Consider the following 22,534-nt stretch of genomic DNA (forward strand, 5'->3'; position numbering starts at 1 on the left):
GTTCCTGAAATAAGCTTGCCAGCTAAAAATAACCACACCGCGGTGTGGTTATGGATTAATTGTTATTTAATTAACGTGTCGTACTTGTCGTGGTCGTGGTTGTTGTACCGGTATTTGCCCCGTCACCGCCGCCAGAGGCCGCAATGCCGACACCCACCAACGCGCCAAGCGCGCCGATACCCACGGCCGTGGTCGTTCCTGTTGAGATCGTATTCGCCTGCGCGCCAGCGGCAGCGCCCGCTTCAACCGGTGCGGCAAACGCATGAGCAGAAAGGCCCAGCGCGCACAACATGGCGATCGGATATATCACTTTTTTCATAACGTATTTCCCTTCATATGGATGAATGGAGAAGGTGCCCGCGAGTGCGGGCGCGCTCAGTATAAGGCAAGCGAAATAAAGAAATTAGTGGGACACCTGTCCATGTGCTGAGGTCAACCCAGCGGTTAATCGGCACGAAAGGGAATTTACTGCGGTGGGCTTCGGCTGAATAGCCGCTAAAACGATATATTAATGTGTAAATTTGCGTCTTAATGAGACAAATCACTTTTTTACCTAAATTTACTTTTAATTATTCGCAATAAGAATTTTCTCAGAAAATAGCTGCCATAAATCTTATTTATTTCAATATGTTATAAATGTTTTATTCACAGATTAGGGCCATATATTAATGAAGCTTTTTAGGATTTTTCTTCCATCAATATTTCCCTTAAAACCTCAAAAAGCCCATGCCTGCTATATTTTGCTTATTAATACCCGCTATTTTGCTCCGCTCAGTGCGCTGGATAGCGATACATAGCGCAATCGGGCACGAGGATTATCCCGATCTGCTGTTCTACGCAAACCCTCTTTTCAGAATACTTCGCCCGCCTCTCTGTTTACCCACTGGCCTGAATTACCCCGACGGCAGCATGGCCCGACCGGTAACGTGCGGGCAACCCGCGCCATTGTCTGATGCACCCTTACTTTGCGCATCTTAGTCTATGATTATTCTTCGTATGCTGCCTGTGTCCAGGACTCTCGCAAACCGTTCCAACACACTCTTCCTGCGGCAACCCTTTCCGGGTTGTGACAGGCGCGTCGATCCTGTGCGGCATTCACATCAGGTTAGCCCGTCAGGGTATTGAACTTGCATCACCGGAGACCGTCCGGCTGGTGCCTTGCATTGCTCACTTTTGGGTTAAACGAGGCCATTGAATGAAGTCCAAATCATTTCTGAAAAGTTGGGGCGCTGAATACGTGTCTGAAGACCGTGTTCGCTTTCGTCTTTGGGCAACAGGCCAGGAAAAGGTAACGCTCAGGCTTGCCGGTAAAGAGACCCCGATGACACCCGCCGATAACGGCTGGTTCGAACTGCAGGTTGATAATGTGGCGCCCGGCGCAGAGTACAATTTTGTCCTCGCCGACGGCATGGCGGTGCCCGATCCCGCTTCCCGCGCGCAAAAAGATGAAGTTAACGGCCCATCGCTGGTAATCGATCCCACCGCTTACGCCTGGCGCAACAGCGAATGGCGCGGTCGTCCGTGGGAAGAAGCGGTGGTGTATGAGATGCATTTCGGCACCTTTACGCCGGAAGGCACTTTCCGCGCGGCAATTGAAAAACTGCCCTATCTGGCCGAACTGGGCGTCACCATGCTGGAGGTGTTGCCGCTGTCGCAGTTTGGCGGCACACGCGGCTGGGGCTACGATGGCGTGCTGCTCTATGCACCGCATGCTGCCTACGGTTCGCCTGACGATTTCAAAGCCTTTGTCGATGCCGCGCACGATCACGGCCTGTCGGTGGTGCTGGATATCGTGCTCAATCACTTCGGCCCGGAAGGCAACTATCTGCCGCTGCTGGCGCCCGATTTCTTCCATAAAGAGCGCGAGACGCCATGGGGCGCCGGTATCGCTTACGACGTGGAAGAAGCGCGTCGCTATATCGTTGAGGCGCCGCTGTTCTGGCTGCAGGAATATCACCTCGATGGCCTGCGTTTTGATGCCATCGATCAGATTGAAGATAATTCCAGCAAGCATGTGCTGGTTGATATCGCCGAGCGTATCCGCGCTGAGATCACCGATCGCCCGATTCATCTCACTACCGAAGACAGCCGCAACGTGACCTTCCTGCATCCGCGCGAAGCCGACGGTTCAGTGCCGCTGTTCACCGGCGAGTGGAACGACGATTTTCACAATGCGGTACACGTGTTTGCTACCGGCGAATCGCACGCTTACTACCAGGATTTTGCTGGCGAACCGGAAAAACGCGTCGCCCGCGTGCTGGCGGAAGGCTTTGCCTATCAGGGCGAGATATCGCCGCAGTCAGGTGAAAAACGCGGCGTTGACAGCACCGGCCAGCCGCCGGTCGCCTTCGTCGATTTTATTCAGAACCATGATCAGGTGGGCAACCGTGCGCAGGGCGAACGTCTGATTTCACTGGCGGGCGCCGATCGCACCAAAGTGCTGCTCGCCACGCTGCTGCTTTCTCCGCACATCCCGCTGATGTTTATGGGCGAAGAGTATGGCGAAACGCAGCCTTTCCTGTTCTTCACCGATTTCCACGGCGATCTGGCCAAAGCGGTGCGCGAAGGCCGTGCCCGCGAATTTGAAGGCCATGCCGGACACGAAGGCGAAACGGTGCCCGATCCTAATGACGAATCGACGTTCATGATGTCGAAACTCGACTGGAACAAACTCGACAGCAACGAAGGCAAAGCCTGGCTGGCGATGACCCGCGAGCTGCTGGCGCTGCGTCAGCAGCATATCGTTCCGTTGCTCGCCACCGCCGGTGGCAACAGCGGCAAGGTGATCAAAACCGGCGATGGCGTTGTTGCCGTAAGCTGGACTTTCCCGGCCGGTACGCTATCGATGGCGCTCAATATTGGTGAAACGGCGCAGCCGCTGCCGGACATGCCGGGCGAGACGATTTTTGCCTTGCCTGCCGCCAGCGATACGTTGCCGCAACACTCCCTTATCGTTCGTCTTGCCGCGAGAAATGCACAATGACCATTCCTACCGCAACGTACCGAATTCAGTTCCGCAACGGCATGACCTTTGACCGTGCCGCGGCGCTGGTGCCCTATATGAAACGGCTGGGCATCAGTCATCTGTATGCTTCACCCATTTTTACCGCCACTCGCGAATCGACGCACGGCTATGACGTAACCGATGCCAACGAAATTGAGCCCGCTATCGGCGGTCGCGAAGGCTTTGACCGCATGGCGAAAACGCTGAAAGAGGCGGGTTTAGGCCTGATTCTGGATATCGTACCGAACCACATGGCCGCTTCGCTGGAGAATGCCTGGTGGCGCGACGTGGTAGAGCACGGCGAAAAAAGCCGTTATGCCCACCATTTCGATATCAACTGGTCACGTCCGCTGACGCTGCCGTTCCTCGGCGATACCTTTGAAGTGGCGCTGGAAAATGGCGACATCACCGTCAAAGCCGATCCCGAGACCGGCAAGCCCGCCTTCGCCTATTACGAAACCTGCTATCCGCTGAACCCGGAAACCTGGCAAGGCCGCGAACAGGAGATTCTGGCGCTCACCGACAAAGCGGCGATTGCCGAGCTGCACGAACGCCAGTCATGGCGTCTGATGTCGTGGCGCGATGCGCCAACCGATCTCTCCTACCGCCGTTTCTTTGAAATCACCGGTCTGGTCGGCGTGCGCGTCGAAGACCCGGCGGTATTTGATGATTCACATCGCCTGATCCTTGAGCTGGTGCACAGCGGGGCAGTTGACGGTTTGCGCGTCGATCACGTGGATGGCCTGGCCGATCCCAAAGGTTACCTTGAGCGCTTACGCCAGGAAGCGGGTGACGACTGCTATATCACCGTTGAGAAAATCCTCGGTGAAGGCGAGCATCTGCCTGAAGACTGGCCGATCTCCGGCACCACCGGCTATGAGTTTATCGCCTCACTGGCCAATGCGCTGGTGGATGATGAGAAGCTCACTGCGCTGCGCAAAGCCTATGAAGAGTCACGCGGCAGAACGCTGGATATCACCGCGGAGTTAAGCTCGGCCAAGCTGTTGATGGCGGGCCGCAACTTTGCCGGGGAATTCAATACGCTGTTAACCCTTGCGCTGGGCATCGGTGAAAAACAGGGCGACGCAACGGATGAGAAAGAGATCCGTGCGGCGCTGCGCTCGTTGCTGGTGGCTTTCCCAGTCTATCGCACTTACGGCACCGCCGAAGGCATGCCGCCTGCCGACCTTGAACTGCTGCAAAAAATTGTTCGCAAGGTGAAACGCAGCAATAACGCGCCCGATAGCGACGCGCTTGATTTCATTGTCACCATTCTTACCGGTGATGTGAGCGCTGAGTCAGCCAGCGATGCCACCAACTTCCGCACTCGCTTCCAGCAGTTGACCGGACCGTTGATGGCCAAATCGGTGGAAGATACGCTGTTTTTCCGTCAGAACATGGCGCTGGCGTTGAACGAAGTGGGTGCCGAACCGGTACCGCGCGCGTTCCCGCAGGATCTGTTCCACGCCGAAATGAAAACGCGCCTTGAACGTCAGCCGGATGCGCTGTCAGGCACCTCAACCCACGACACCAAACGCGGCGAAGATGCCCGTGCGCGACTCTATACGTTGACCGAAGCGCCGCAGCAGTGGGCAAAATGCGTTGAGCGCTGGGGCCAGTTGAACCAGCCCAAAGTGGTGATGCTGGAAGATGGCCCTGCGCCCAAACCGGCCACCGAATGGATGCTGTTTCAGGCGCTGGCCGGTGTCTGGCCGCCAGATTTGCAGCCGGACGATGCCGAAGGCCTGCAGGCGCTGGAAACCCGCTTCCACGACTACGTGGAAAAGGCGCTGCGCGAAGCGAAAGATCGCACCGACTGGGGCGACAGCAATGACGCTTATGAAACCGCGGTGCTGGATTACGCACGCCACCTGCTGTCCGCCGACAATCAGGAGTTTCTGCGCGACTTTGCCCAGTCGCTGCAACCGTTTATCCGCGCCGGTCTGGTAAACAGCCTGACGCAAACCGTGATCAAGCTGACCGCGCCTGGCGTACCGGATATCTATCAGGGCAGCGAAGCGCTGAACTTCAGCCTGGTCGATCCCGATAACCGCCGCGAGCCAGACTATGACGAACTGGAAAAGATGCTCGATGCGCAGGATGTCGACTTCAACAGTGAAGCGGTGTGGATGAATGGCCAGCTGAAGCAGCACACGATCGCCACGGTTTTATGCTTCCGTCAGCAGCAGCCCAACCTGTTCCGTAAAGGCGATTACCTGCCGCTCTCTGCGGTGGGCAAATATGCCGACAAGATCCTGGCTTACGTCCGCACCGAAGGCGATAAGACCCTGATTGTTATCGCGCCACATCGGGTGTTTGACATGCTGCACGGCACCCTGGCCAGACCGCATATTGAACGCTGGCTCGATACCGATATCGTGCTGCCTGAGCACCTGACCGATCGCCGCTACCGCGATCTGCTCAGCGGAGAAGAGATGCACTTAGCGGATCGGATTGACCTTGAATCCGTGGATTGTTGTTCGCCACTCATACTCGTCAGTGAATGATGATATTGCCCTGCTTTGCGGTTAGCCGCGGCGGGGCGTAAAAAAATAGCGATGCGAAAAAGAGGCATACATGTCAAACGATCAGCATTTTGAAATCACTGCGGGAAACAGTCAGCAACTCGGGGCTAATTTTGATGGTCAGGGCGTTAACTTCGCCCTGTTTTCGGCTAACGCTGAGCGCGTGGAACTCTGCTTGTATGATGAGAGCGGACAGCACGAAATCGGCAGGCTCGACCTGCCGGAATATACTCATGAAGTGTGGCACGGCTACGTGCCCGGCCTGCAGCCCGGCGCGCTCTACGGCTACCGCGTGCACGGTCCGTACGATCCTGAAAACGGCCATCGCTTTAACCCAAACAAGCTGCTGCTCGATCCCTACGCCCGCGAAATCGCCGGTGATATTGAGTGGAACGAGGCGCACTTTGCCTACGACCTGCTGCATGAAGATAAAGATCTGACTTTTGATACGCGCGACAGCGGCCCGTATACGCCGAAAGCGCGCGTTATCGATCCCAATGAATTTGACTGGCAGGATGAGAATCGCCCGTCGATTCCGTGGCCAAAAACGCTGATTTACGAAACCCATGTCAAAGGTTTTACCCAGCTGAACAGCGCGGTGCCGCCAGAACTGCGTGGCACCTATGAAGGCATGGGCCACAAATCGGTGGTGGATTACATCAAGAACCTCGGCGTCACCTCGGTAGAACTGCTGCCGGTGCACTGGTTCCCGGACGATCAGCATCTGCTCGACAAAGGGCTGAAAAACTTCTGGGGCTATAACACGCTGGGCTTCTTTGCGCCGGTTTCCCGCTACTTCGGACCGAACGGCATTCAGGGCTTCCGCGATATGGTGCGCGCCTATCATGACGCCGGGATCGAGGTGATTCTCGACGTGGTCTATAACCACACCGCCGAAGGTAACGAACTCGGTCCCACGCTGTCGTTTAAAGGCATCGATAACTTCTCCTATTATCGCACCATGCCCGATCAGCACCGGTATTACATCAACGACACCGGCACCGGTAACACGGTAAACACCTCGCATCCGCGCGTGCTGCAGATGATCCTCGATTCCCTGCGTTACTGGGCAGAATCGATGCATATCGACGGTTTTCGCTTCGATCTCGGCACCATTCTTGGCCGCGAGCCGGAAGGGTTTGATGAGCGCAGCGGCTTCTTTGACGCCATTATGCAGGATCCGGTACTGTCAAAACTGAAGCTGATCGGCGAGCCGTGGGATATCGGTCCTGGCGGTTATCAGGTTGGCGGCTTCCCGCCGGGCTGGGCAGAATGGAACGATAAATACCGCGACACGGTGCGCGAATACTGGAAAGGCAACAACGTGGCGACCGACTTTGCCGCCCGTCTGCTCGGTTCCGGCGACCTGTACGATCAGCGCGGCCGTCGTCCGTGGGCAAGCGTTAACTTTATCACCGCGCACGATGGCTTTACGCTTAACGATCTGGTCTCTTACGACGAGAAGCACAACACCGACAACGGCGAAGATAACAACGACGGCCACAACGACAACCGTTCCTACAACTACGGCGCCGAAGGCCCAACCGACGACGAAGGCATCAACGCGGTGCGTGAGCGTCAGAAGCGCAACTTCCTTGCCACCATTCTCTTTTCGCACGGCACGCCAATGCTGCTGGCCGGTGATGAGTTTGGCCGCAGCCAGTTGGGTAACAACAACGGCTATTGCCAGGACAGTGAAATTTCCTGGGTGCATTGGGATAACCTGCCCGCCAGTGCTGAAGCGCTGCGCGAATTCACCCGCGAAGTCATCAGGCTGCGCGCTGAGCAGCCGCTGCTGCGTCGCGAAAGCTGGCGCGACGGCATGGACATCAAGTGGTTCAACGCTGGCGGCGGTTTCCAGCAGTCTGAGCAGTGGGATGAAGGCTCAACCATCGGCGTCTACATTGGCCGTGCCGATCTGGTGGAGCAGGAAGGCCTCTGGCATGACGTGCTGATGCTGTTCAACCCGTTTGAAGGCAACGTGCCGTTCCGCATTCCGCAGTTTGGTGAAGGCGGCTGGGTGCTGGAACTCACCACCTCTGATACGGCGAATCGCGGTTTGGTGATCACCAAAGAGAAGGATTTTGAACTGGAAGGTCGCAGTATCGCCCTGTTCAGACGTCCCTGATTTTTACCCATAAAAAAAGCGGCTGCATAGCCGCTTTTTTTTCGTCTTTAACGCTTAGCGCCAGGACTTATACAGGTTAATCAGGCCATTGGTGGAGCTGTCATGGCTGCTGATCTGCTCGTCGCCGCCCAGTTCAGGCAGGATACGATTTGCCAGCTGTTTGCCCAGCTCAACGCCCCACTGATCGAAGGTGAAGATGTTGAGAATGGCGCCCTGAGTAAAGATCTTATGCTCATACAGCGCAATCAACGCTCCCAGGCTGAACGGCGTAATGTCACGCAGCAGGATGGAGTTGGTTGGACGGTTGCCTTCGAACACCTTGAACGGCACCACGTGCTCAACGTCAGCCGCTGATTTACCGGCGTCGGTAAACTCTTTTTCCACCGTATCGCGGCTTTTACCAAAGGCCAGCGCTTCGGTCTGTGCAAAGAAGTTAGAGAGCAGCTTTTCATGATGATCCGCCAGCGCGTTATGCGTGGCCGCCGGTGCGATAAAGTCGCACGGCACCAGCTTGGTGCCCTGATGAATCAGCTGATAAAACGCATGCTGACCATTGGTGCCCGGCTCGCCCCAGATGATTGGGCCAGTCTGGTAATCCACCGGATTGCCGTTGCGGTCGACATACTTGCCGTTTGACTCCATGTTGCCCTGCTGGAAGTACGCCGGGAAACGGTGCATGTACTGGTCATACGGCAGAATGGCTTCGGTTTCAGCACCGAAGAAGTTGTTGTACCAGATGCCGATCAGCGCCAGCAGCACCGGCAGGTTCTGTTCAAATGGCGTGGCAGCAAAATGCTGATCCATGGCGTGTGCGCCGCTGAGCAGCTCAACAAAGTTGTCGTAGCCCACGGACAGCACGATCGACAGACCGATGGCTGACCACAGAGAATAACGGCCGCCAACCCAGTCCCAAAACTCAAACATGTTGTTGGTATCGATGCCGAACTCACCCACCGCTTTAGCATTGGTGGAGAGCGCGGCGAAGTGCTTGGCCACGTGACTGCTGTCACCGGCGCTTTTCAGGAACCAGTCGCGCGCGCTGTGGGCGTTGGTCATGGTTTCCTGAGTAGTGAAGGTTTTTGAGGCGACCAGGAACAGCGTGGTTTCCGGGTTCACTTTTTTCAGCGTTTCTGCGATGTGCGTGCCATCAACGTTGGAGACAAAGTGCATGTTGAGGTGGTTTTTATACGGGCGCAGCGCTTCGGTAACCATAAACGGACCGAGGTCGGAGCCGCCAATGCCGATGTTAACCACATCGGTAATCGGCTTGTCGGTATAGCCTTTCCATTCGCCGTTGATAATACGCTCGGAGAACGCCTTCATCTTCTCCAGCACCGCGTTGACTTCCGGCATCACATCTTTGCCGTCGACCAGGATCGGCGTGTTGCTGCGGTTACGCAATGCAACATGCAGCACGGCGCGATCTTCGGTGCGGTTGATCTTCTCACCGGAAAACATCGATTTAATCGCCTCGGCCAGCTCGGTCTCTTTGGCCAGCGCCTGCAGTTTTTCCAGCGTTTCAGCGGTGATGCGGTTTTTGGAGTAATCCACCAGCATCTGATCGTCAAAGGTGGCGGAGAATTTTGCAAAACGGTCGCCATCCTGCGCAAAGAGATCGGCGATTGTAACATCTTTCATCTGTTCAAAATGCTGCTGCAGGGCCTGCCAGGCAGCGGTTTGTGTCGGATTGATATTTTTCATGGCAATACTCTTTTTTATTTAAGAACCGTCATTCTGACCGGGCGCTATGGTACCTGCTGCTGATAAATGGCTCTTCTTTTGCTGCAACAGGCTACGACGATGATTACGCAGCAAATATCCTGCGTTTCGCCCGGGGCTAATTATAATTCAGGCTGCGACGATGATGTCCGCAATGCGTTTCAGTATGACTACTCTTGCCGTTTAAAGGAAAAAATTTTATGGCGCTCTCCTCGCCTTTGTTGTTGGTTATCATTGGGCTTAGCTCGCTTGCCGCCCAGTGGCTCGCCTGGTTACTGCGCCTGCCTGCCATTTTACCGCTGTTGATTTTCGGCATAATCCTTGGCCCCGTAACGCACGTTTTGCAACCTGATGCGCTGTTTGGCGATCTGCTGTTTCCGCTGGTCTCGCTATCGGTGGCGATCATCCTGTTTGAAGGCGCACTGACGCTGCGTGTTGAGGAGATCCGCGGCCTCGGCGGCGTGGTGCGCAATCTGGTGACCATCGGCATGCTGGTGACCTTTCTGGTGATCAGCCTCGCCTGCTGGGGCCTGCTCGGCTTTCCACCTGAACTGGCCGCGCTGGTCGGTTCGGTGACGGTGGTCACCGGCCCCACGGTGATTGCGCCGCTGATGCGCGTGGTGCGTCCCAATGCGGCGATTAATCAGGTGTTGCGCTGGGAAGGCATCGTCATCGATCCGGTTGGCGCTATTTTCACTCTGCTGGTGTTTGAATTCATTGTGCTACGTCAGCAGGCTGAATCGTTAACGCATCTTTTCTGGACGCTGGGGCTGACCGCGGCGGTGGGTCTGATCGCTGGCGCGCTGTTTGGCTGGCTGGTAGGACTGGCGCTGCGCCGCGTCTGGCTGCCGGGCTACCTGCAAAACTTTGCCGTCCTGGCGATTATGCTGACCGCGTTTGGCCTCTCTAACGCTATTGCCGATGAGTCGGGCCTGCTGACGGTCACGGTGATGGGCATCTGGCTGGCAAACATGCGCGAGGTCGATCTCACCGAGATTATCGCGTTCAAAGAGGAGTTGTCAGCGCTGCTGATCTCGGCGCTGTTTATCATCCTCGCCGCACGTCTCGACATTAACGCACTGCTGGCGATGGGCTGGCCGCTGGTTGGCGTGCTGCTGGTGGTGCAGTTTATCGCCCGGCCGCTCTGTATTGCGCTCTCAACCGCCGGATCCAGCCTGCACTGGCGCGATCGTGTGCTGCTGAGCTGGATCGCGCCGCGCGGCATTGTTGCTGCCGCGGTCAGCGCGCTGTTTGCCCTAACGCTGGCGCGCAGCGGTTATCCCGGCGCCGATCGGCTGGTGACGGTGGTGTTTGCCATTATTATCGGCACCGTGGTGGTTCAGAGTCTGACCAGCGCCGCCATGGCACGCTGGCTGCGCGTACAGCAGCAACAGCCGCGCGGCGTGCTGATCATCGGTGCCAACAGCGTGGCGCGGGCGCTGGCTGCCGCGCTGCAAAAGCTTGATATTCCGGTGCTGCTGACCGACAGCAGCTGGGAATATTATCGTCAGGCGCGCATGGACGGCATTCCGGCCTATTACGGCAACGCCTGGTCGGAGCATGCGGAAAACTATCTCGATCTCAGCGAAACCGCGCAGGTGCTGGCGCTGTCGCCTAATCGCCATCAGAACGCGCTGGCGGTTTATCACTTCAGCCATATTTTTGGCGAGAAGAAGGTGGCCGCGGTGCGTTCCGGCGCCGAGCTGCGTGGCCGCGGCAAAGGGGAAAACCCGCGCTTCCGTCGTCATGAGCGGCTGTTTGGTCATGAGCAAACCTATGCGCAGCTCAGCGGCCAACTGGCCAAAGGCGCAGTGATCAAAGCGACGCGGCTGAATGAGAACTTCGGCTGGCTGGAATATCTGGAGAAAAACCGCAGCGTGGTGCCGCTGTTTATCCAGAAAGAGGATGGCACGCTCTACGCTTTCGACGGTGAAAGCCCGCCACCGCTGCCCTGTACGCTGATTGCCATGGTGCAAAATGAGCCGCTTTCGGGCCGCGAACCGTTGACAGCAGCGCCATAGTCCGATATTTGTATGCGCCTACTTGCGCACCCGTGCGCAAGCCAGAAGAGGCGCGTCGCCCAGGTAGTGTGTTAGAGGAGCCGTTTCCGCTGAAAACACATAATGGGGAGCGACGCCGAGGCGGAACAACACGCGGCGTGTTGTTCTGTCGACCACAGGGGCTGAATCCTCTGGGTTGTCACCAGAAACGTGCGGCAGTCGGGCGTTTCGCAAGGTGGGGCGCTTCTGGGTGACCTCGTAGTGACCGCCGATCTACGTCTTCTCCCTTTTCTGTGCCCCCCTTGTGCCAAGGCTGATAAAATACTTACCCAACACGTTTGAGTGGCGCGACTATGGCCATTATCGTGACGCCAGCGCCCTGCGCCATGGCCCACGAAATGTGCACTAAACCGCTTGAAATATCATGGGTGCAACCTGACACGAGGTGTTGTTTACATGTCTCAATCTACCCTTATCGTGGCCAAATTTGGCGGCACCAGCGTCGCAAACTTTGACGCTATGAACCGCAGCGCCGATGTGGTGCTGGCCGACAGCAACGTGCGTCTGGTGGTGCTTTCCGCCTCGGCGGGCATTACCAACCTGCTGGTCTCGCTGGCTGAAGGCCAGCAACCGGAACAGCGTGCCGCGATGCTGGATGAGATCCGTCACATTCAGTACGCCATCATCGATCGCCTGCAGCACGGCGATATCATTCGCGAAGAGATCGACCGCATGCTCGACAATGTCGCCATGCTGTCGGAAGGCGCCGCGCTGGCCACTTCAACCGCGCTCACCGACGAACTGGTCAGCCACGGCGAACTGATGTCGACGCTGCTGTTTGTGGAAGTGCTGCGTGAGCGTCACGTCGCGTCTGAATGGTTTGACGTGCGCAAAGTGATCCGCACCAACGATCGCTTTGGCCGTGCCGAACCGGATAGGGCGGCGCTGACCTCGCTGGTCGACCAGCAGCTTAAACCGCGTCTGCGCGATGCGCTGGTGATCACCCAGGGCTTCATTGGCAGCGAAAGCAAGGGCCGCACCACCACGCTCGGCCGTGGCGGCAGTGACTACTCCGCCGCCCTGCTCGGCGAAGCGTTACAGGCACAGCGTATTGATATCTGGACCGACGTGCCGGGAATTTACACCACCGATCCGCGCGTGGTGCCGTCAGCCAAGCGTATCGATGAGATCACCTTTGAAGAAGCCGCTGAAATGGCGACCTTTGGCGCCAAGGTGCTGCATCCGGCGACGTTGCTGCCGGCGGTACGCAGCGATATTCCGGTGTTTGTCGGCTCCAGTAAAGACCCCGCTGCGGGCGGCACTATCGTCTGTAACCAGAGTGAAAACCCGCCGCTGTTCCGTGCGCTGGCGTTACGCCGCAAGCAGACGCTGCTCACCCTGCACAGCCTGAACATGCTGCATGCACGCGGCTTTCTGGTGGAAGTGTTTACCATTCTGGCGCGCCATGACATTTCGGTGGATCTGATCACCACCTCTGAAGTGAGCATTGCCCTGACGCTGGATACCACCGGTTCCACCTCAACCGGCGGCAGTCTGTTGACGCAGGCGCTGCTGACCGAGCTGTCATCGCTGTGCCGTGTGGAAGTGGAAGAGAACCTGGCGCTGGTGGCGATCATCGGCAACAAGCTGTCGCAAGCGTGCGGCGTTGGCAAAGAGGTGTTCGGCGTGCTTGAGCCGTTTAACCTGCGCCTGATCTGCTACGGTGCCAGCAGCTATAACCTCTGCTTTCTGGTGCCTGGCGGCGATGCCGAGCAGGTCGTGCGGACGCTGCATCAGAATCTCTTTGAATAAGTCCGCTTTTTGTTGCTGATTAAGCCGGACGCCGTCCGGCTTTTTTATAGCCATTGTTCGCCACTGGTACTGAGACGCGTCTCGAATATCCGTAAACCGCCTGGTTTTTAAGCAACTTTTCTTTCTGGCGATTGCCATCGCCGCGATTAACCCGATAATCGCGCTCCGCAATTATGCGCATTCAATGGAAGAACAACATGCAAAAATTCATGGCTGAATTACTCGGCACCTTCGTGCTGGTATTGGGCGGCTGCGGCAGCGCCGTACTGGCCGCGGCGTTCCCGCAGCTGGGCATCGGCTTCGCTGGCGTGGCGCTGGCATTTGGCCTGACCGTGCTGATCATGGCGTACGCGGTAGGCCATATTTCCGGTGGCCATTTTAATCCGGCGGTGACGCTGGGCCTGATTGCTGGCGGACGTTTTCCTCTGTCACAGGCGCTGCCTTATATCATCGCTCAGCTGGCGGGTGCGACGGCGGCGGCGGCGGTACTTTATCTGGTCGCTTCTGGTCAGCCGGGCTTTGACGTTACTGCCAGCGGCTTCGCCAGCAACGGTTTCGCCGAGCATTCGCCGGGCGGTTACAGCCTGTTGGCCGGTATGGTTATCGAAGTGGTGCTGACCGCCGTGTTCCTGATTGTGATCATGGGCGCGACCGACAAAGGTGCACCAGCAGGCTTTGCCCCGATCGCTATCGGTCTGGCGCTGACGCTGATTCACCTGGTGAGCATTCCGGTAACCAACACCTCGGTTAACCCGGCGCGCAGCACCGGCGTGGCACTGTTTCAGGGCACCTGGGCGCTGTCCCAGCTGTGGATGTTCTGGCTGATGCCGATCGTTGGTGCGGTACTTGGTGGTGTGATCTATCGGAATTTACTGCAAAAAGCAGAGGATTAAGTCTGCCCGTTCGCGGATCGACAGCAGTCGATCCGCATTTTCCTCCCCGCCCGGCCCGCCGCGTTTTTCAGCCAGAGTGAGATGTTATGATTTCGTTCCGATGCGCGTCGCCGCACCGGTTTTTGCTATGGCACATCGTTATTCTGATTCTAATAAGGACCTAAGGTTATGCTCGCCACCGTTACCCGCCTGTTCCCGCTGTGGGCAGTGCTGCTCTCCGTTGCTGCTTATTACTCTCCCGGTACCTTTCTGGCAATCGGCCCGTGGGTCAGTTATCTACTGATGCTGATCATGTTTGGTATGGGTGTCACCCTGAATATTGGCGATTTCAAACGCGTGCTGACGCGCCCGGCACCGGTGATTGCCGGCACTTTTCTGCACTATCTGGTGATGCCGCTGGCCGCATGGGGGCTGGCGAAGCTGTTTCATATGCCGCCCGACCTCTCTGCCGGCATGATTCTGGTCGGCAGCGTCGCCAGCGGAACTGCCTCCAACGTGATGATCTATCTGGCAAAAGGCGATGTTGCGCTGTCGGTGACCATCTCGTCGGTTTCCGCGCTGGTCGGGGTTTTCGCTACGCCACTGCTGACCCGTTTTTACGTCGATACCCATATTCAGGTCGATGTGGTGGGCATGCTGCTCAGTATCATAAAAATTGTGCTGATACCGATCACGCTGGGCCTGATTATCCATCACACGCTGAATGGCGTGGTGCGACGCGTCGAGCCCTATCTGCCTGCGTTCTCAATGGTCTGCATCCTGCTGATCATCAGCGCGGTAGTGGCGGGCAGTCAGGGCTTTATCGGTTCGGTCGGTCTGGTGGTGATCGCCGCGGTGATGCTGCATAACGCCATTGGCCTGCTTGGCGGTTACTGGGGCGGAAAGCTGTTTGGCTTTGATGAGTCGACCTGCCGCACGCTGGCGCTGGAAGTGGGCATGCAGAACTCCGGTCTGGCGGCGACGCTGGGCAAGCTCTACTTTTCGCCGCTGGCGGCGCTGCCAGGCGCGCTGTTCTCAGTTTGGCACAACCTCTCCGGCTCCTTGCTGGCGGGCTACTGGTCCGGCAAACCGATTAAGAAAAAGTAATCGGCATGACGTAAAAAGAGCGGCCTGAGCCGCCCTTTTTTATTCCTCTTCGCGCTCTTCCGGCGGCTGCTCCAGCACGCTGTAAGCCACGGCGCAAAACAGCGAGTTCAGGCGGTTCATGTCGCCTAACAGGCCCAGGTGCAGCGAACTGGTTTCGATGCTCTGCACATTCTGCTGGTGCAAACGATTGACGTGCGCATGAGAATAGCGCCGGTTGAGCATGCGAAAGCGATGCTTGGCGCGGCGCAGTTTCTTCGCGCTGTTGATATCCTGCGACAGAAACACCGACAGGCTGAGCTGCAGGTTCGCCCTGAGCTTCTCCTGCATCACTTCCAGCTCCTGCAAGCCTTCCGGCGAGAACGCGCGCTGCGTTGCCAGCGATTTGTCCGCCACGTCGCCGCTCATACGCTCCAGCACATCGCCCGCCTGCTCAAGATTGAGCGCCATTTCAATAATCTCCGCCCAGCGCTTCGCCTCGGCCTCTGGCAGATCCTCTTTTGGCATGCGTGCCAGATAGAGCTTGATGGCGGTATAGAGCACGTCGACATCGTCATCCAGCCGCCGTATCACCCGATCTTCCCGCGGCTGGCCGTGCATCACGTTATTGAAGGTGTTCAGCATCTGCTCCAGTACGTCGCCCATGCGCAGGGTTTCGCGCGCGGCGTTAACCAGCGCCAGCGCAGGCGTATCCAGTGAGCTACGATCGAGATGCTTCGGCTTGATGCGCGCATCGCTCTCGGTATCGTCGGCAATCAGACGCTGACACAGGCTGGCCATCGGGCCGGCAAACGGCACCATCACCAGACAGCGAATGAGGTTGTAGAAGACGTGGAAGAAGATCACCAACTCTTCATCGTTGACCGGCAGCCGATCGAGCTGCGGCGCCAGCACGTGGATAAAGGGCAGCACAATAATGCAGCCGATAAACTTAAACAGCAGGCTGCCCAGTGCCACGCGTTTGCCCGCCGCGTTGGAGCCGCTGTTGTTGATCATCGCCAACAGGCCGCTGCCCAGGTTAGCGCCCACCACCAGACAGAGCGCGACCTGAAAGCTAATCACGTTGGTGGCGGTGAGCGTCGCGGTGATCAGCACCGCAGCCAGGCTGGAGTAACTGATAATGGCAAACACCGCACCGATCAGCGCATCCAGCAGGATATCGCCGGTCAGCGAGGAGAAAATGACCTGTACGCCTGACGCCTGGGTAATCGGCCTCGCCGCCTCGACGATCAGCTGTAATGCCAGCAGAATCAGCCCAAGACCAATGCTGGCACGGCCAAGCTGACCGGCACGCGACTGCTTGCGCCCAAGGAAAAAGATCACGCCGAAGAGGATAAACAGCGGCGAAAGCCAGCTGAGATCGAAGGTCAGGATACGTGCCATCAGCGCGGTGCCCACATCGGCGCCGAGAATGGTGACCAGCGCGGGCGTCAGCCCCATCAGCCCCTGCGCGACAAACGAAGTCACCAGCAAGGTGGTGGCATTGCTGCTTTGCACCAGCGCGGTGACGCCGATGCCGGCCAGAAAGGCCATCGGCTTTTTGTCGATGCTGCGGCTGAGCACGCGCCGCAGGTCGGCGCCGAAAACACGCATGATGCCGCTGCGTACAATGTGGGTTCCCCACACCAGCAGCGCCACGGCAGAGAGTAAATTAAGCAGGGTTAACACCGATACGCACTCCTTTGACGTCAGGCTTGACTCGTTACACTCACCTCCCAGCCTGACGTGAAGAGCGGCTCACACGTTATCTTGCTGCGCCATGGACTTTTTCGCATGGGTTAAACCACCTGGCGCACCGTTGATAGCTCTAACTGTAGACCAATTTTTCTGCCGATGGCATGAAGATCGTCGGGCGAGCGGTTGAGGACATCAACTGATAATTCAACGCCCTGCGCGCGCACACGGTAGCGAATAATGTTGCCCAGCAGGCTGTGGCTGAGGATATCCGCCGCAATGCCTTTGTCGGGCGCGCAAAGCTGGATCGACTCTGGCCGAATAGCAATCTGTCCATACCACGGCTGGCCGGTCAACTGCGTCGCCTCGGCGGCGCTCAGCAGGTTGTAATTGCCAATAAACCCGGCGGCAAACAGGTTGACCGGCTGGGTGTAGAGCGTTTCGGCATCGCCGTTCTGCACGATTTTGCCGCGGTTCATCAGCACGATACGGTCAGACATGCTCAGCGCCTCTTCCTGATCGTGGGTGACAAACAGCGTGGTCAGCTTAAGCTCCTGCTGAATGCGGCGAATCTGCTCGCGCAGGTGGCGGCGAATACGCGCATCCAGCGCCGACAGCGGCTCATCAAGCAGCAGCAGCCGTGGACGCGTCACCAGCGATCGCGCCAGCGCCACGCGCTGCGACTGGCCCCCCGAAAGCTGATGCGGATAGCGGCGGGCAAACTCGTTCAGCTCCACCATCTCCAGCGCCTCGCCGACCCGCTGGCGGATAGTCTCCGTCGACAGCTTCTGCATCTTCAGGCCGAAGGCGACATTTTTCTCCACTGTCATATTGGGAAACAGCGCGTAGCTCTGAAATACCATGCCGATGGTGCGTTTCTGCGGCGGCAGCGGCACAATATTGCTGCCCTGCAGCAGGATCTCTCCGCTGTCGACCTCGGTCAGTCCGGCCAGGCAACGCAGCAGCGTTGATTTACCGCAGCCGCTGGGACCGAGCAGCGTTACCAGCTCGCCTTCGCGGGCGCTGAAGTCGATCTGTTCAAAAATGTGCGTCGCGCCGTAGCGCTTGTTCAGCTGTTTGACGGCCAGATAGGTCATTGTTAGCTCCGCTCACGATTAAGCCGGTTTGCCAGCCAGGTCACCAGCAGCACCACGAAGAAATAGGAGATCACCAGCGCGCTGGTAAAATGGCCGCTGCCGTTACGCATGTTGTAGAGATAGACCTGCAGCGTTTCGTAGCGTGAACCGACCAGCATGTTGGCGAAGACAAATTCACCGATCAAAAAAGAGAACGACAGCAGCACGGCGATGGTCGCGCCTTTACGCAGATTAGGCAGTACCACCAGCAGCGCCGCACGCCAGGTGCTGGCACCGAGCAGGCTGGCCGCATCCATCAGCTCACGCAGGTTGATCGCCTGCATGTTGTTGGCGATGGCGCGATAGATAAACGGCAGTGCGATGGTGAAATAGCAGCCGATCAATATCCACGGCGTACCGGCGATCATCAGCGGCTCGCCGGAGTAGAGCTGCAGCAATCCCACCGAGGAGACCACAGGCGGCACGGCAAACGGCAGCAAAATCAGCACGTTCATCAGCGCATCCAGCTTCGGCAGCCACCAGGCGATGGCGAACATCGCGGGCAACACCAGCAGCAGCGAAAACAGCAAGGCGCTCGCGCATATCAGCAGCGAATGCCACAGCGCGGTCAGGAAGCGCGTATCGCTCCAGAGCGCATAGAGCCAGCGCAGCGTGTAGCCGCGCGGCAAAAGGGTGCCGTTCCAGCTGTTGGAAATTGCATAAAGCAGCGTGGCCAGCAGTGGCAGCGCCAGAATCAGCAGCAGTGCCGCGACCATCAGCTGATGCCATAGTCGTTCTCCTCGCGTCATCGCCCTCTCCCGCCTATTTAGCCTGTAGCCAGCTGCGGCGCAGCAGCCATTGATGAATCAGAGTGATCACCGTCATGATCGCCACCAGCAGCATCGCCAGCGCGCTGCCCATGTTGGGATCGAGTGAAATGTCGCCCGAGACCAGTGCCGCAATGCGCACCGGCACGACGTTGAAGTTGCCGGTAGTTAGCGCGTAGATAGTGGCGTATGCGCCCAGCGCATTCGCCAGCAAAATAACAAAAGTGCCCAGCAGCGCCGGTGAAAGAATCGGCAGGCCGATGTGCCACCAGTAACGCGCGCGGCTGGCGCCAAGCAGCGAAGCCGACTCCTGCCACTCTTTGCGCAGCCCGATAAACGCCGGATAGAGCAGCAGCAGCGCAAGCGGGATCTGAAACCAGGTGTAAACCAGAATCATGCCGTCGCGCGAGTAGAGCCGAAAGCTTGCCGCCATGCCCAGGTTGCGCAGCAGCAGCGTCAGGCAGCCGTTGAGGCCCAGCAAAATCACAAACGCAAAGGCCAACGGCACACCGGCGAAGTTACTGGTCATATTGGTGAAAGAGAGCATAAAGCGGTGCAGTCGCCCTTCGCCCAGCTGGCTGAGCGAGTAACCCGCCACCAGCGCAATCAGCAAGCCATACAGGCTCGACCACAGGGCAATATCCAGCGAGAAGCGAAACGCCTGTTGATAAAACGGCGAGCCGAAAATCTCGCGATAGTTATCAATGCCCCAGCGTTGATCCACATCGCTCCAGAACGCGTTGATTGCCATCCAGATCAGCGGGGCGATCTGGAACGCGATGAAGAACAACGCGAACGGCAGCAGGCAGAGCAGCGCGATGCCTTTGCCCTTCACAGGCTGCACTCCGCCAGCAAGCCGCGACAGACCGGCTTATCGTGCGGCACGCCAAGCACGTTGCACAGCGTGCCGCACAGCTCGGTTTGACGCGGTTGCAGCGCCGGTTGCAGAGAGAACGCCTCGCCGAAAACAAACAGCGGCACCTCGGTCTCCTCCGGCAGCGTGCCGCCGTGGCTGCGATCATCGTTCATACCGTGATCGGCGGTGATCATTACCTGATAACCTGCGGCCAGCCAGCCGGGCAGCCAGAGCGACAGATAGCTGTCGGCCATGCGCGCCCGATTGCGGTACTGCGCCGACAGCAAGCCGTGGCGATGACCGGCATCGTCGATGTTCATGGGATGAATCAGCAGGAAATCAGGTTGATAGCGAAGGCGCAGGCTTTCGGCATCTTCGAACAGGTGCGAATCGGGATAACCATCATCGTGATAAAAGTGCCCGTACTGAATGGGTAATTCAGGCGCCAGCGTATGCCGATCGCGGGCGGCCACGAATGGCGTACGATTATAGAGTTCGCTGACCCAGTGGTACGCCGCCGCCGCGGTGGTTAATCCGGCATCACGCGCACAGTGGAACAGGCTGCGCGCTTTGCTCAGGCGGCTAATGCCGTTATGCACAATGCCGCTGGCCACCGGCGTGATGCCGGTGAGAATGCACTCATAAAGCGGACGCGACAGCGATGGCAGCTCACAGCGCAGGCTGTAATACGCACCGGTTCCCTGCGCGCATTCGGCATGCAGATAGCCCATTGCATGTTGCGCTACCTGATTGCTCAGGCCATCCAGCACCACTAAGATCGCTTTCATGCCGACTCCTTACTGCTGCATATTGATCACAACGTTTTCCTGCCACAGGCGCGGCAGCAGCTTCGAGGTTTTATCCCACGCGGCCTGATCTTTGATCGGACGGGCACTCTTGTATTCGGACTGCGGCAGCAGTTTCGCCTGCACATCAGCGGGCAGCGTCAGATGCTCTGCGCGAATTGGACGGGCATAACCGCGCGCCAGATTGATCTGGCCGGCATCAGAAAAGATGTATTCGCGCGCCAGTTTGGCGGCGTTGGGATGCTTCGCATATTTGTTGATAATGGTGGTGTAGCCCGAGGTCACGGAGCCATCGGATGGGATAACCACTTCATAGCGATTTTTATCGATCTGATCACGATAGTTGAGGCCGTTGAAATCCCAGACCACCGCCATCTGCACTTCGCCTTTTTCGATGTTAGCAATCACCGGATCGGTAACGCCGAGCCGCCCCTGCTTCGCCAGCTCGCCAAAAAAGGCCAGCGCCGGTTTGAGATCTTTTTCGTCACCGCCTAACGCATAGTTAGCCGCCAGCACACCGTTGGCCGCCTGCGCTGCCACGCCGACATCGCCAATGGTGACGGTATATTTGCCCTTTTTCAGATCGGCCCAGCTGTGAGGAATATCTTTGATCTGCTGCTTATCCACCAGAAAGGCGATGGTGCCGGTATAGGCCAGCGCCCAATGTCCCTCTGTGTCTTTTGCCCAGTCCGGGACCTGATCCCAGTGGCTCGGCTTATAGGGTTGCGTAACGCCTTTGGCCACCGCGACCGGACCGAATGCCGCGCCAACATCACCGATGTCCGCGCTGGCGTTGCTTTTCTCGGCGGCAAACTTGGCAATCTCCTGGGCAGAAGACATGTCGGTGTCGCTATGTTGTAAACCGTACTTGCTGCTGAGATCGCTCCAGGTCCCTTTCCAGTTGGCCCAGGTATCTGGCATACCAACGCTGTTGACCTGGCCTTCACTTTTGGCTGCTTTTTCCAGCGCCGCGTTATCCGCAGCGTTCGCCGCCGAAAATGCACAGAGAATCGAACTGGCTAACAGAGAGACGAACAAAGGTTTCATAGCTGTTGCTCCAGGTGATAAGTTGGATGGCGTGCTGGTCTAGTCCAGCAAAATCCGAGCCAATCTAGCCTGGCGGTGTGACGCTTTTATTTCAGCGCGGCGACAGCGCGATGATGTGGTGTAATTATGCCGTGCCAGCGCTATTACGGTGCAGCACGCCCTTAAATGAGGCTAAGACGATGGGAAAATTGCTGCTGACCACTGCCGACGCGATCGGTCGGGCGCTGGTTGCAAGGATTGCGGCGGGCGAGTTTCATCAGGGCGATCGCCTGCCTGCGGAACGTGAACTCAGCGAGCATTATCGCACCACGCGGATCACGCTACGCGAGGCGCTGGGCCAGCTTGAACAGCAGGGTAAGATTTACCGCGAGTTACGCCGTGGCTGGTTTGTCGCCCCGCCGCGATTGATTTACAACCCGCTGCATCGCAGCCATTTTCACGCCATGGTCGAGCGTCAGGGCCGCGTCGCCGAGACCGAAGTGCTCGACGCACGGCCGGTGACGCTGGATCATGCATTAGCGCAAACGCTGGCAATGCACCCCGGCGAAGAAGCCTGGCGCATCAGCCGTCTGCGACGCATCGACGGCCGCGCGGTGCTTTACGTTGAACATTATCTGAATCCTGTCTGGTTTCCCGGTCTGTTAACCGCCGATTTGACCCGCTCACTCACCGAACTCTATTCACAGCGTTACGGCATCCAATACGGCGGTGTGCGCTTCACCATCCTGCCGGGCCCACTTCCCGCCTTCGCCGCCCCCGCCCTGAAAGTCGCCGCCGGCAGCCCCGGCTTGTTCATCACCCGCATCAACCGCGACCAGCACAACCGCATCATCGACTGCGACCACGAATACTGGCGCTACGACGCCCTCTGCGTCGATGTTGAAGCCTGACATCTTGCCCACCATTTAAGGTTCTTTAAGACCACATTTTTAGCTTTTAGCTTTTAGCTTTTAGCTTTTAGCTTTGAGCTTTTAGCTTTGAGCTTTGAGCTTTGAGCTTTGAGCTTTGAGCTTTGAGCTTTGAGCTTTGAGCTTTGAGCTTTGAGCTTTGAGCTTTGAGCTTTGAGCTTTGAGCTTTGAGCTTT

Annotated in this window: 16 protein-coding genes and 1 riboswitch; of the genes, 8 read left to right on the forward strand and 8 right to left on the reverse strand. The window is 57.7% G+C overall.

From position 1 onward, the window contains the following. Positions 1-70 precede the first annotated feature (70 nt). Positions 71-319 (reverse strand): exopolysaccharide production protein YjbE, encoded by a 249-nt coding sequence (yjbE, locus tag ACJY2L_RS17305; RefSeq protein WP_187486443.1) that lies wholly within the window; start codon positions 317-319, stop codon positions 71-73. Positions 320-1,195: 876 nt separating this feature from the next. On the opposite strand from yjbE, the gene treZ reads away from it, so the two are divergent. From treZ to glgX, 3 genes are all read left to right on the forward strand, one after another. Continuing rightward, entirely contained in the window at positions 1,196-2,983 is a 1,788-nt protein-coding gene (gene treZ / locus ACJY2L_RS17310) for a malto-oligosyltrehalose trehalohydrolase (RefSeq protein WP_067434310.1), read from the forward strand. After that, positions 2,980-5,511, forward strand: coding sequence for a malto-oligosyltrehalose synthase (treY, locus tag ACJY2L_RS17315; RefSeq protein WP_439214482.1), 2,532 nt, complete (start codon positions 2,980-2,982; stop codon positions 5,509-5,511). The genes treZ and treY overlap by 4 nt, the downstream gene beginning before the upstream one ends. Positions 5,512-5,581: 70 nt before the next feature. Then, positions 5,582-7,657, forward strand: coding sequence for a glycogen debranching protein GlgX (gene glgX, locus ACJY2L_RS17320; protein ID WP_439214481.1), 2,076 nt, complete (start codon positions 5,582-5,584; stop codon positions 7,655-7,657). A gap of 54 nt (positions 7,658-7,711) precedes the next feature. Here glgX and pgi read toward each other — a convergent pair whose 3' ends face one another. Beyond that, on the reverse strand, positions 7,712-9,358 hold the full coding sequence (pgi, locus tag ACJY2L_RS17325; RefSeq protein ID WP_187486441.1) for a glucose-6-phosphate isomerase: 1,647 nt from the start codon (positions 9,356-9,358) through the stop codon (positions 7,712-7,714). A gap of 218 nt (positions 9,359-9,576) precedes the next feature. Between pgi and ACJY2L_RS17330 the strand changes: the two genes are divergently transcribed. The 4 genes from ACJY2L_RS17330 to panS all read left to right on the forward strand — a co-directional run bounded on the left by ACJY2L_RS17330 (position 9,577) and on the right by panS (position 15,167). After that, positions 9,577-11,397, forward strand: a complete 1,821-nt coding sequence (locus ACJY2L_RS17330) for a cation:proton antiporter (RefSeq protein ID WP_439214480.1) — start codon at positions 9,577-9,579, stop codon at positions 11,395-11,397. Between the two features lie 37 nt (positions 11,398-11,434). After that, positions 11,435-11,630: riboswitch (Lysine riboswitch) on the forward strand. A gap of 202 nt (positions 11,631-11,832) precedes the next feature. After that, positions 11,833-13,188 (forward strand): lysine-sensitive aspartokinase 3, encoded by a 1,356-nt coding sequence (gene lysC / locus ACJY2L_RS17335; protein WP_439214479.1) that lies wholly within the window; start codon positions 11,833-11,835, stop codon positions 13,186-13,188. A gap of 197 nt (positions 13,189-13,385) precedes the next feature. Further along, positions 13,386-14,081: an aquaporin Z gene (aqpZ, locus tag ACJY2L_RS17340; RefSeq protein ID WP_209501137.1), complete on the forward strand. Its 696-nt coding sequence runs from the start codon at positions 13,386-13,388 to the stop codon at positions 14,079-14,081. A 168-nt stretch (positions 14,082-14,249) separates the two neighbouring features. Next, complete coding sequence (gene panS, locus ACJY2L_RS17345; RefSeq protein ID WP_067434336.1) at positions 14,250-15,167, forward strand: ketopantoate/pantoate/pantothenate transporter PanS; 918 nt, start codon at positions 14,250-14,252, stop codon at positions 15,165-15,167. A gap of 39 nt (positions 15,168-15,206) precedes the next feature. Here panS and ACJY2L_RS17350 read toward each other — a convergent pair whose 3' ends face one another. The 6 genes from ACJY2L_RS17350 to ACJY2L_RS17375 all read right to left on the reverse strand — a co-directional run bounded on the left by ACJY2L_RS17350 (position 15,207) and on the right by ACJY2L_RS17375 (position 21,450). Then, positions 15,207-16,832, reverse strand: a complete 1,626-nt coding sequence (locus tag ACJY2L_RS17350) for a Na/Pi cotransporter family protein (protein WP_439214478.1) — start codon at positions 16,830-16,832, stop codon at positions 15,207-15,209. Between the two features lie 110 nt (positions 16,833-16,942). Next, positions 16,943-17,935, reverse strand: a complete 993-nt coding sequence (locus ACJY2L_RS17355; RefSeq protein ID WP_439214477.1) for an ABC transporter ATP-binding protein — start codon at positions 17,933-17,935, stop codon at positions 16,943-16,945. Positions 17,936-17,937: 2 nt separating this feature from the next. After that, positions 17,938-18,723, reverse strand: a complete 786-nt coding sequence (locus ACJY2L_RS17360) for an ABC transporter permease (RefSeq protein WP_439214476.1) — start codon at positions 18,721-18,723, stop codon at positions 17,938-17,940. A gap of 13 nt (positions 18,724-18,736) precedes the next feature. Next, the gene (locus ACJY2L_RS17365) at positions 18,737-19,576 is read right to left on the reverse strand and encodes an ABC transporter permease subunit (RefSeq protein ID WP_187488321.1); all 840 of its coding nucleotides are present in this window, start codon (positions 19,574-19,576) and stop codon (positions 18,737-18,739) included. Next, positions 19,573-20,385, reverse strand: coding sequence for an alkaline phosphatase family protein (locus ACJY2L_RS17370; RefSeq protein WP_439214475.1), 813 nt, complete (start codon positions 20,383-20,385; stop codon positions 19,573-19,575). The genes ACJY2L_RS17365 and ACJY2L_RS17370 overlap by 4 nt, the downstream gene beginning before the upstream one ends. Positions 20,386-20,394: 9 nt before the next feature. Beyond that, entirely contained in the window at positions 20,395-21,450 is a 1,056-nt protein-coding gene (locus ACJY2L_RS17375) for an ABC transporter substrate-binding protein (protein WP_439214474.1), read from the reverse strand. Between the two features lie 179 nt (positions 21,451-21,629). Here ACJY2L_RS17375 and ACJY2L_RS17380 point away from each other — a divergent pair, with 179 nt between their 5' ends. Next, the gene (locus ACJY2L_RS17380; protein WP_439214473.1) at positions 21,630-22,340 is read left to right on the forward strand and encodes a UTRA domain-containing protein; all 711 of its coding nucleotides are present in this window, start codon (positions 21,630-21,632) and stop codon (positions 22,338-22,340) included. Positions 22,341-22,534: the final 194 nt, after the last annotated feature.

Source organism: Duffyella sp. Ts4 (genome assembly GCF_051851875.1).
Taxonomy (GTDB): domain Bacteria; phylum Pseudomonadota; class Gammaproteobacteria; order Enterobacterales; family Enterobacteriaceae; genus Duffyella; species Duffyella gerundensis.

Excerpts from the sequence above, each read along its gene's own strand:
- ACJY2L_RS17375 (WP_439214474.1), bottom strand. The coding sequence starts at position 21,450 with ATGAAACCTTTGTTCGTCTCTCTGTTAGCCAGTTCGATTCTCTGTGCA.
- ACJY2L_RS17360 (WP_439214476.1), bottom strand. The coding sequence starts at position 18,723 with ATGACGCGAGGAGAACGACTATGGCATCAGCTGATGGTCGCGGCACTG.
- pgi (WP_187486441.1), bottom strand. The coding sequence starts at position 9,358 with ATGAAAAATATCAATCCGACACAAACCGCTGCCTGGCAGGCCCTGCAG.
- ACJY2L_RS17380 (WP_439214473.1), top strand. The coding sequence starts at position 21,630 with ATGGGAAAATTGCTGCTGACCACTGCCGACGCGATCGGTCGGGCGCTG.
- yjbE (WP_187486443.1), bottom strand. The coding sequence starts at position 319 with ATGAAAAAAGTGATATATCCGATCGCCATGTTGTGCGCGCTGGGCCTT.
- ACJY2L_RS17355 (WP_439214477.1), bottom strand. The coding sequence starts at position 17,935 with ATGACCTATCTGGCCGTCAAACAGCTGAACAAGCGCTACGGCGCGACG.
- lysC (WP_439214479.1), top strand. The coding sequence starts at position 11,833 with ATGTCTCAATCTACCCTTATCGTGGCCAAATTTGGCGGCACCAGCGTC.
- ACJY2L_RS17330 (WP_439214480.1), top strand. The coding sequence starts at position 9,577 with ATGGCGCTCTCCTCGCCTTTGTTGTTGGTTATCATTGGGCTTAGCTCG.
- panS (WP_067434336.1), top strand. The coding sequence starts at position 14,250 with ATGCTCGCCACCGTTACCCGCCTGTTCCCGCTGTGGGCAGTGCTGCTC.
- glgX (WP_439214481.1), top strand. The coding sequence starts at position 5,582 with ATGTCAAACGATCAGCATTTTGAAATCACTGCGGGAAACAGTCAGCAA.
- treZ (WP_067434310.1), top strand. The coding sequence starts at position 1,196 with ATGAAGTCCAAATCATTTCTGAAAAGTTGGGGCGCTGAATACGTGTCT.
- aqpZ (WP_209501137.1), top strand. The coding sequence starts at position 13,386 with ATGCAAAAATTCATGGCTGAATTACTCGGCACCTTCGTGCTGGTATTG.
- ACJY2L_RS17370 (WP_439214475.1), bottom strand. The coding sequence starts at position 20,385 with ATGAAAGCGATCTTAGTGGTGCTGGATGGCCTGAGCAATCAGGTAGCG.
- treY (WP_439214482.1), top strand. The coding sequence starts at position 2,980 with ATGACCATTCCTACCGCAACGTACCGAATTCAGTTCCGCAACGGCATG.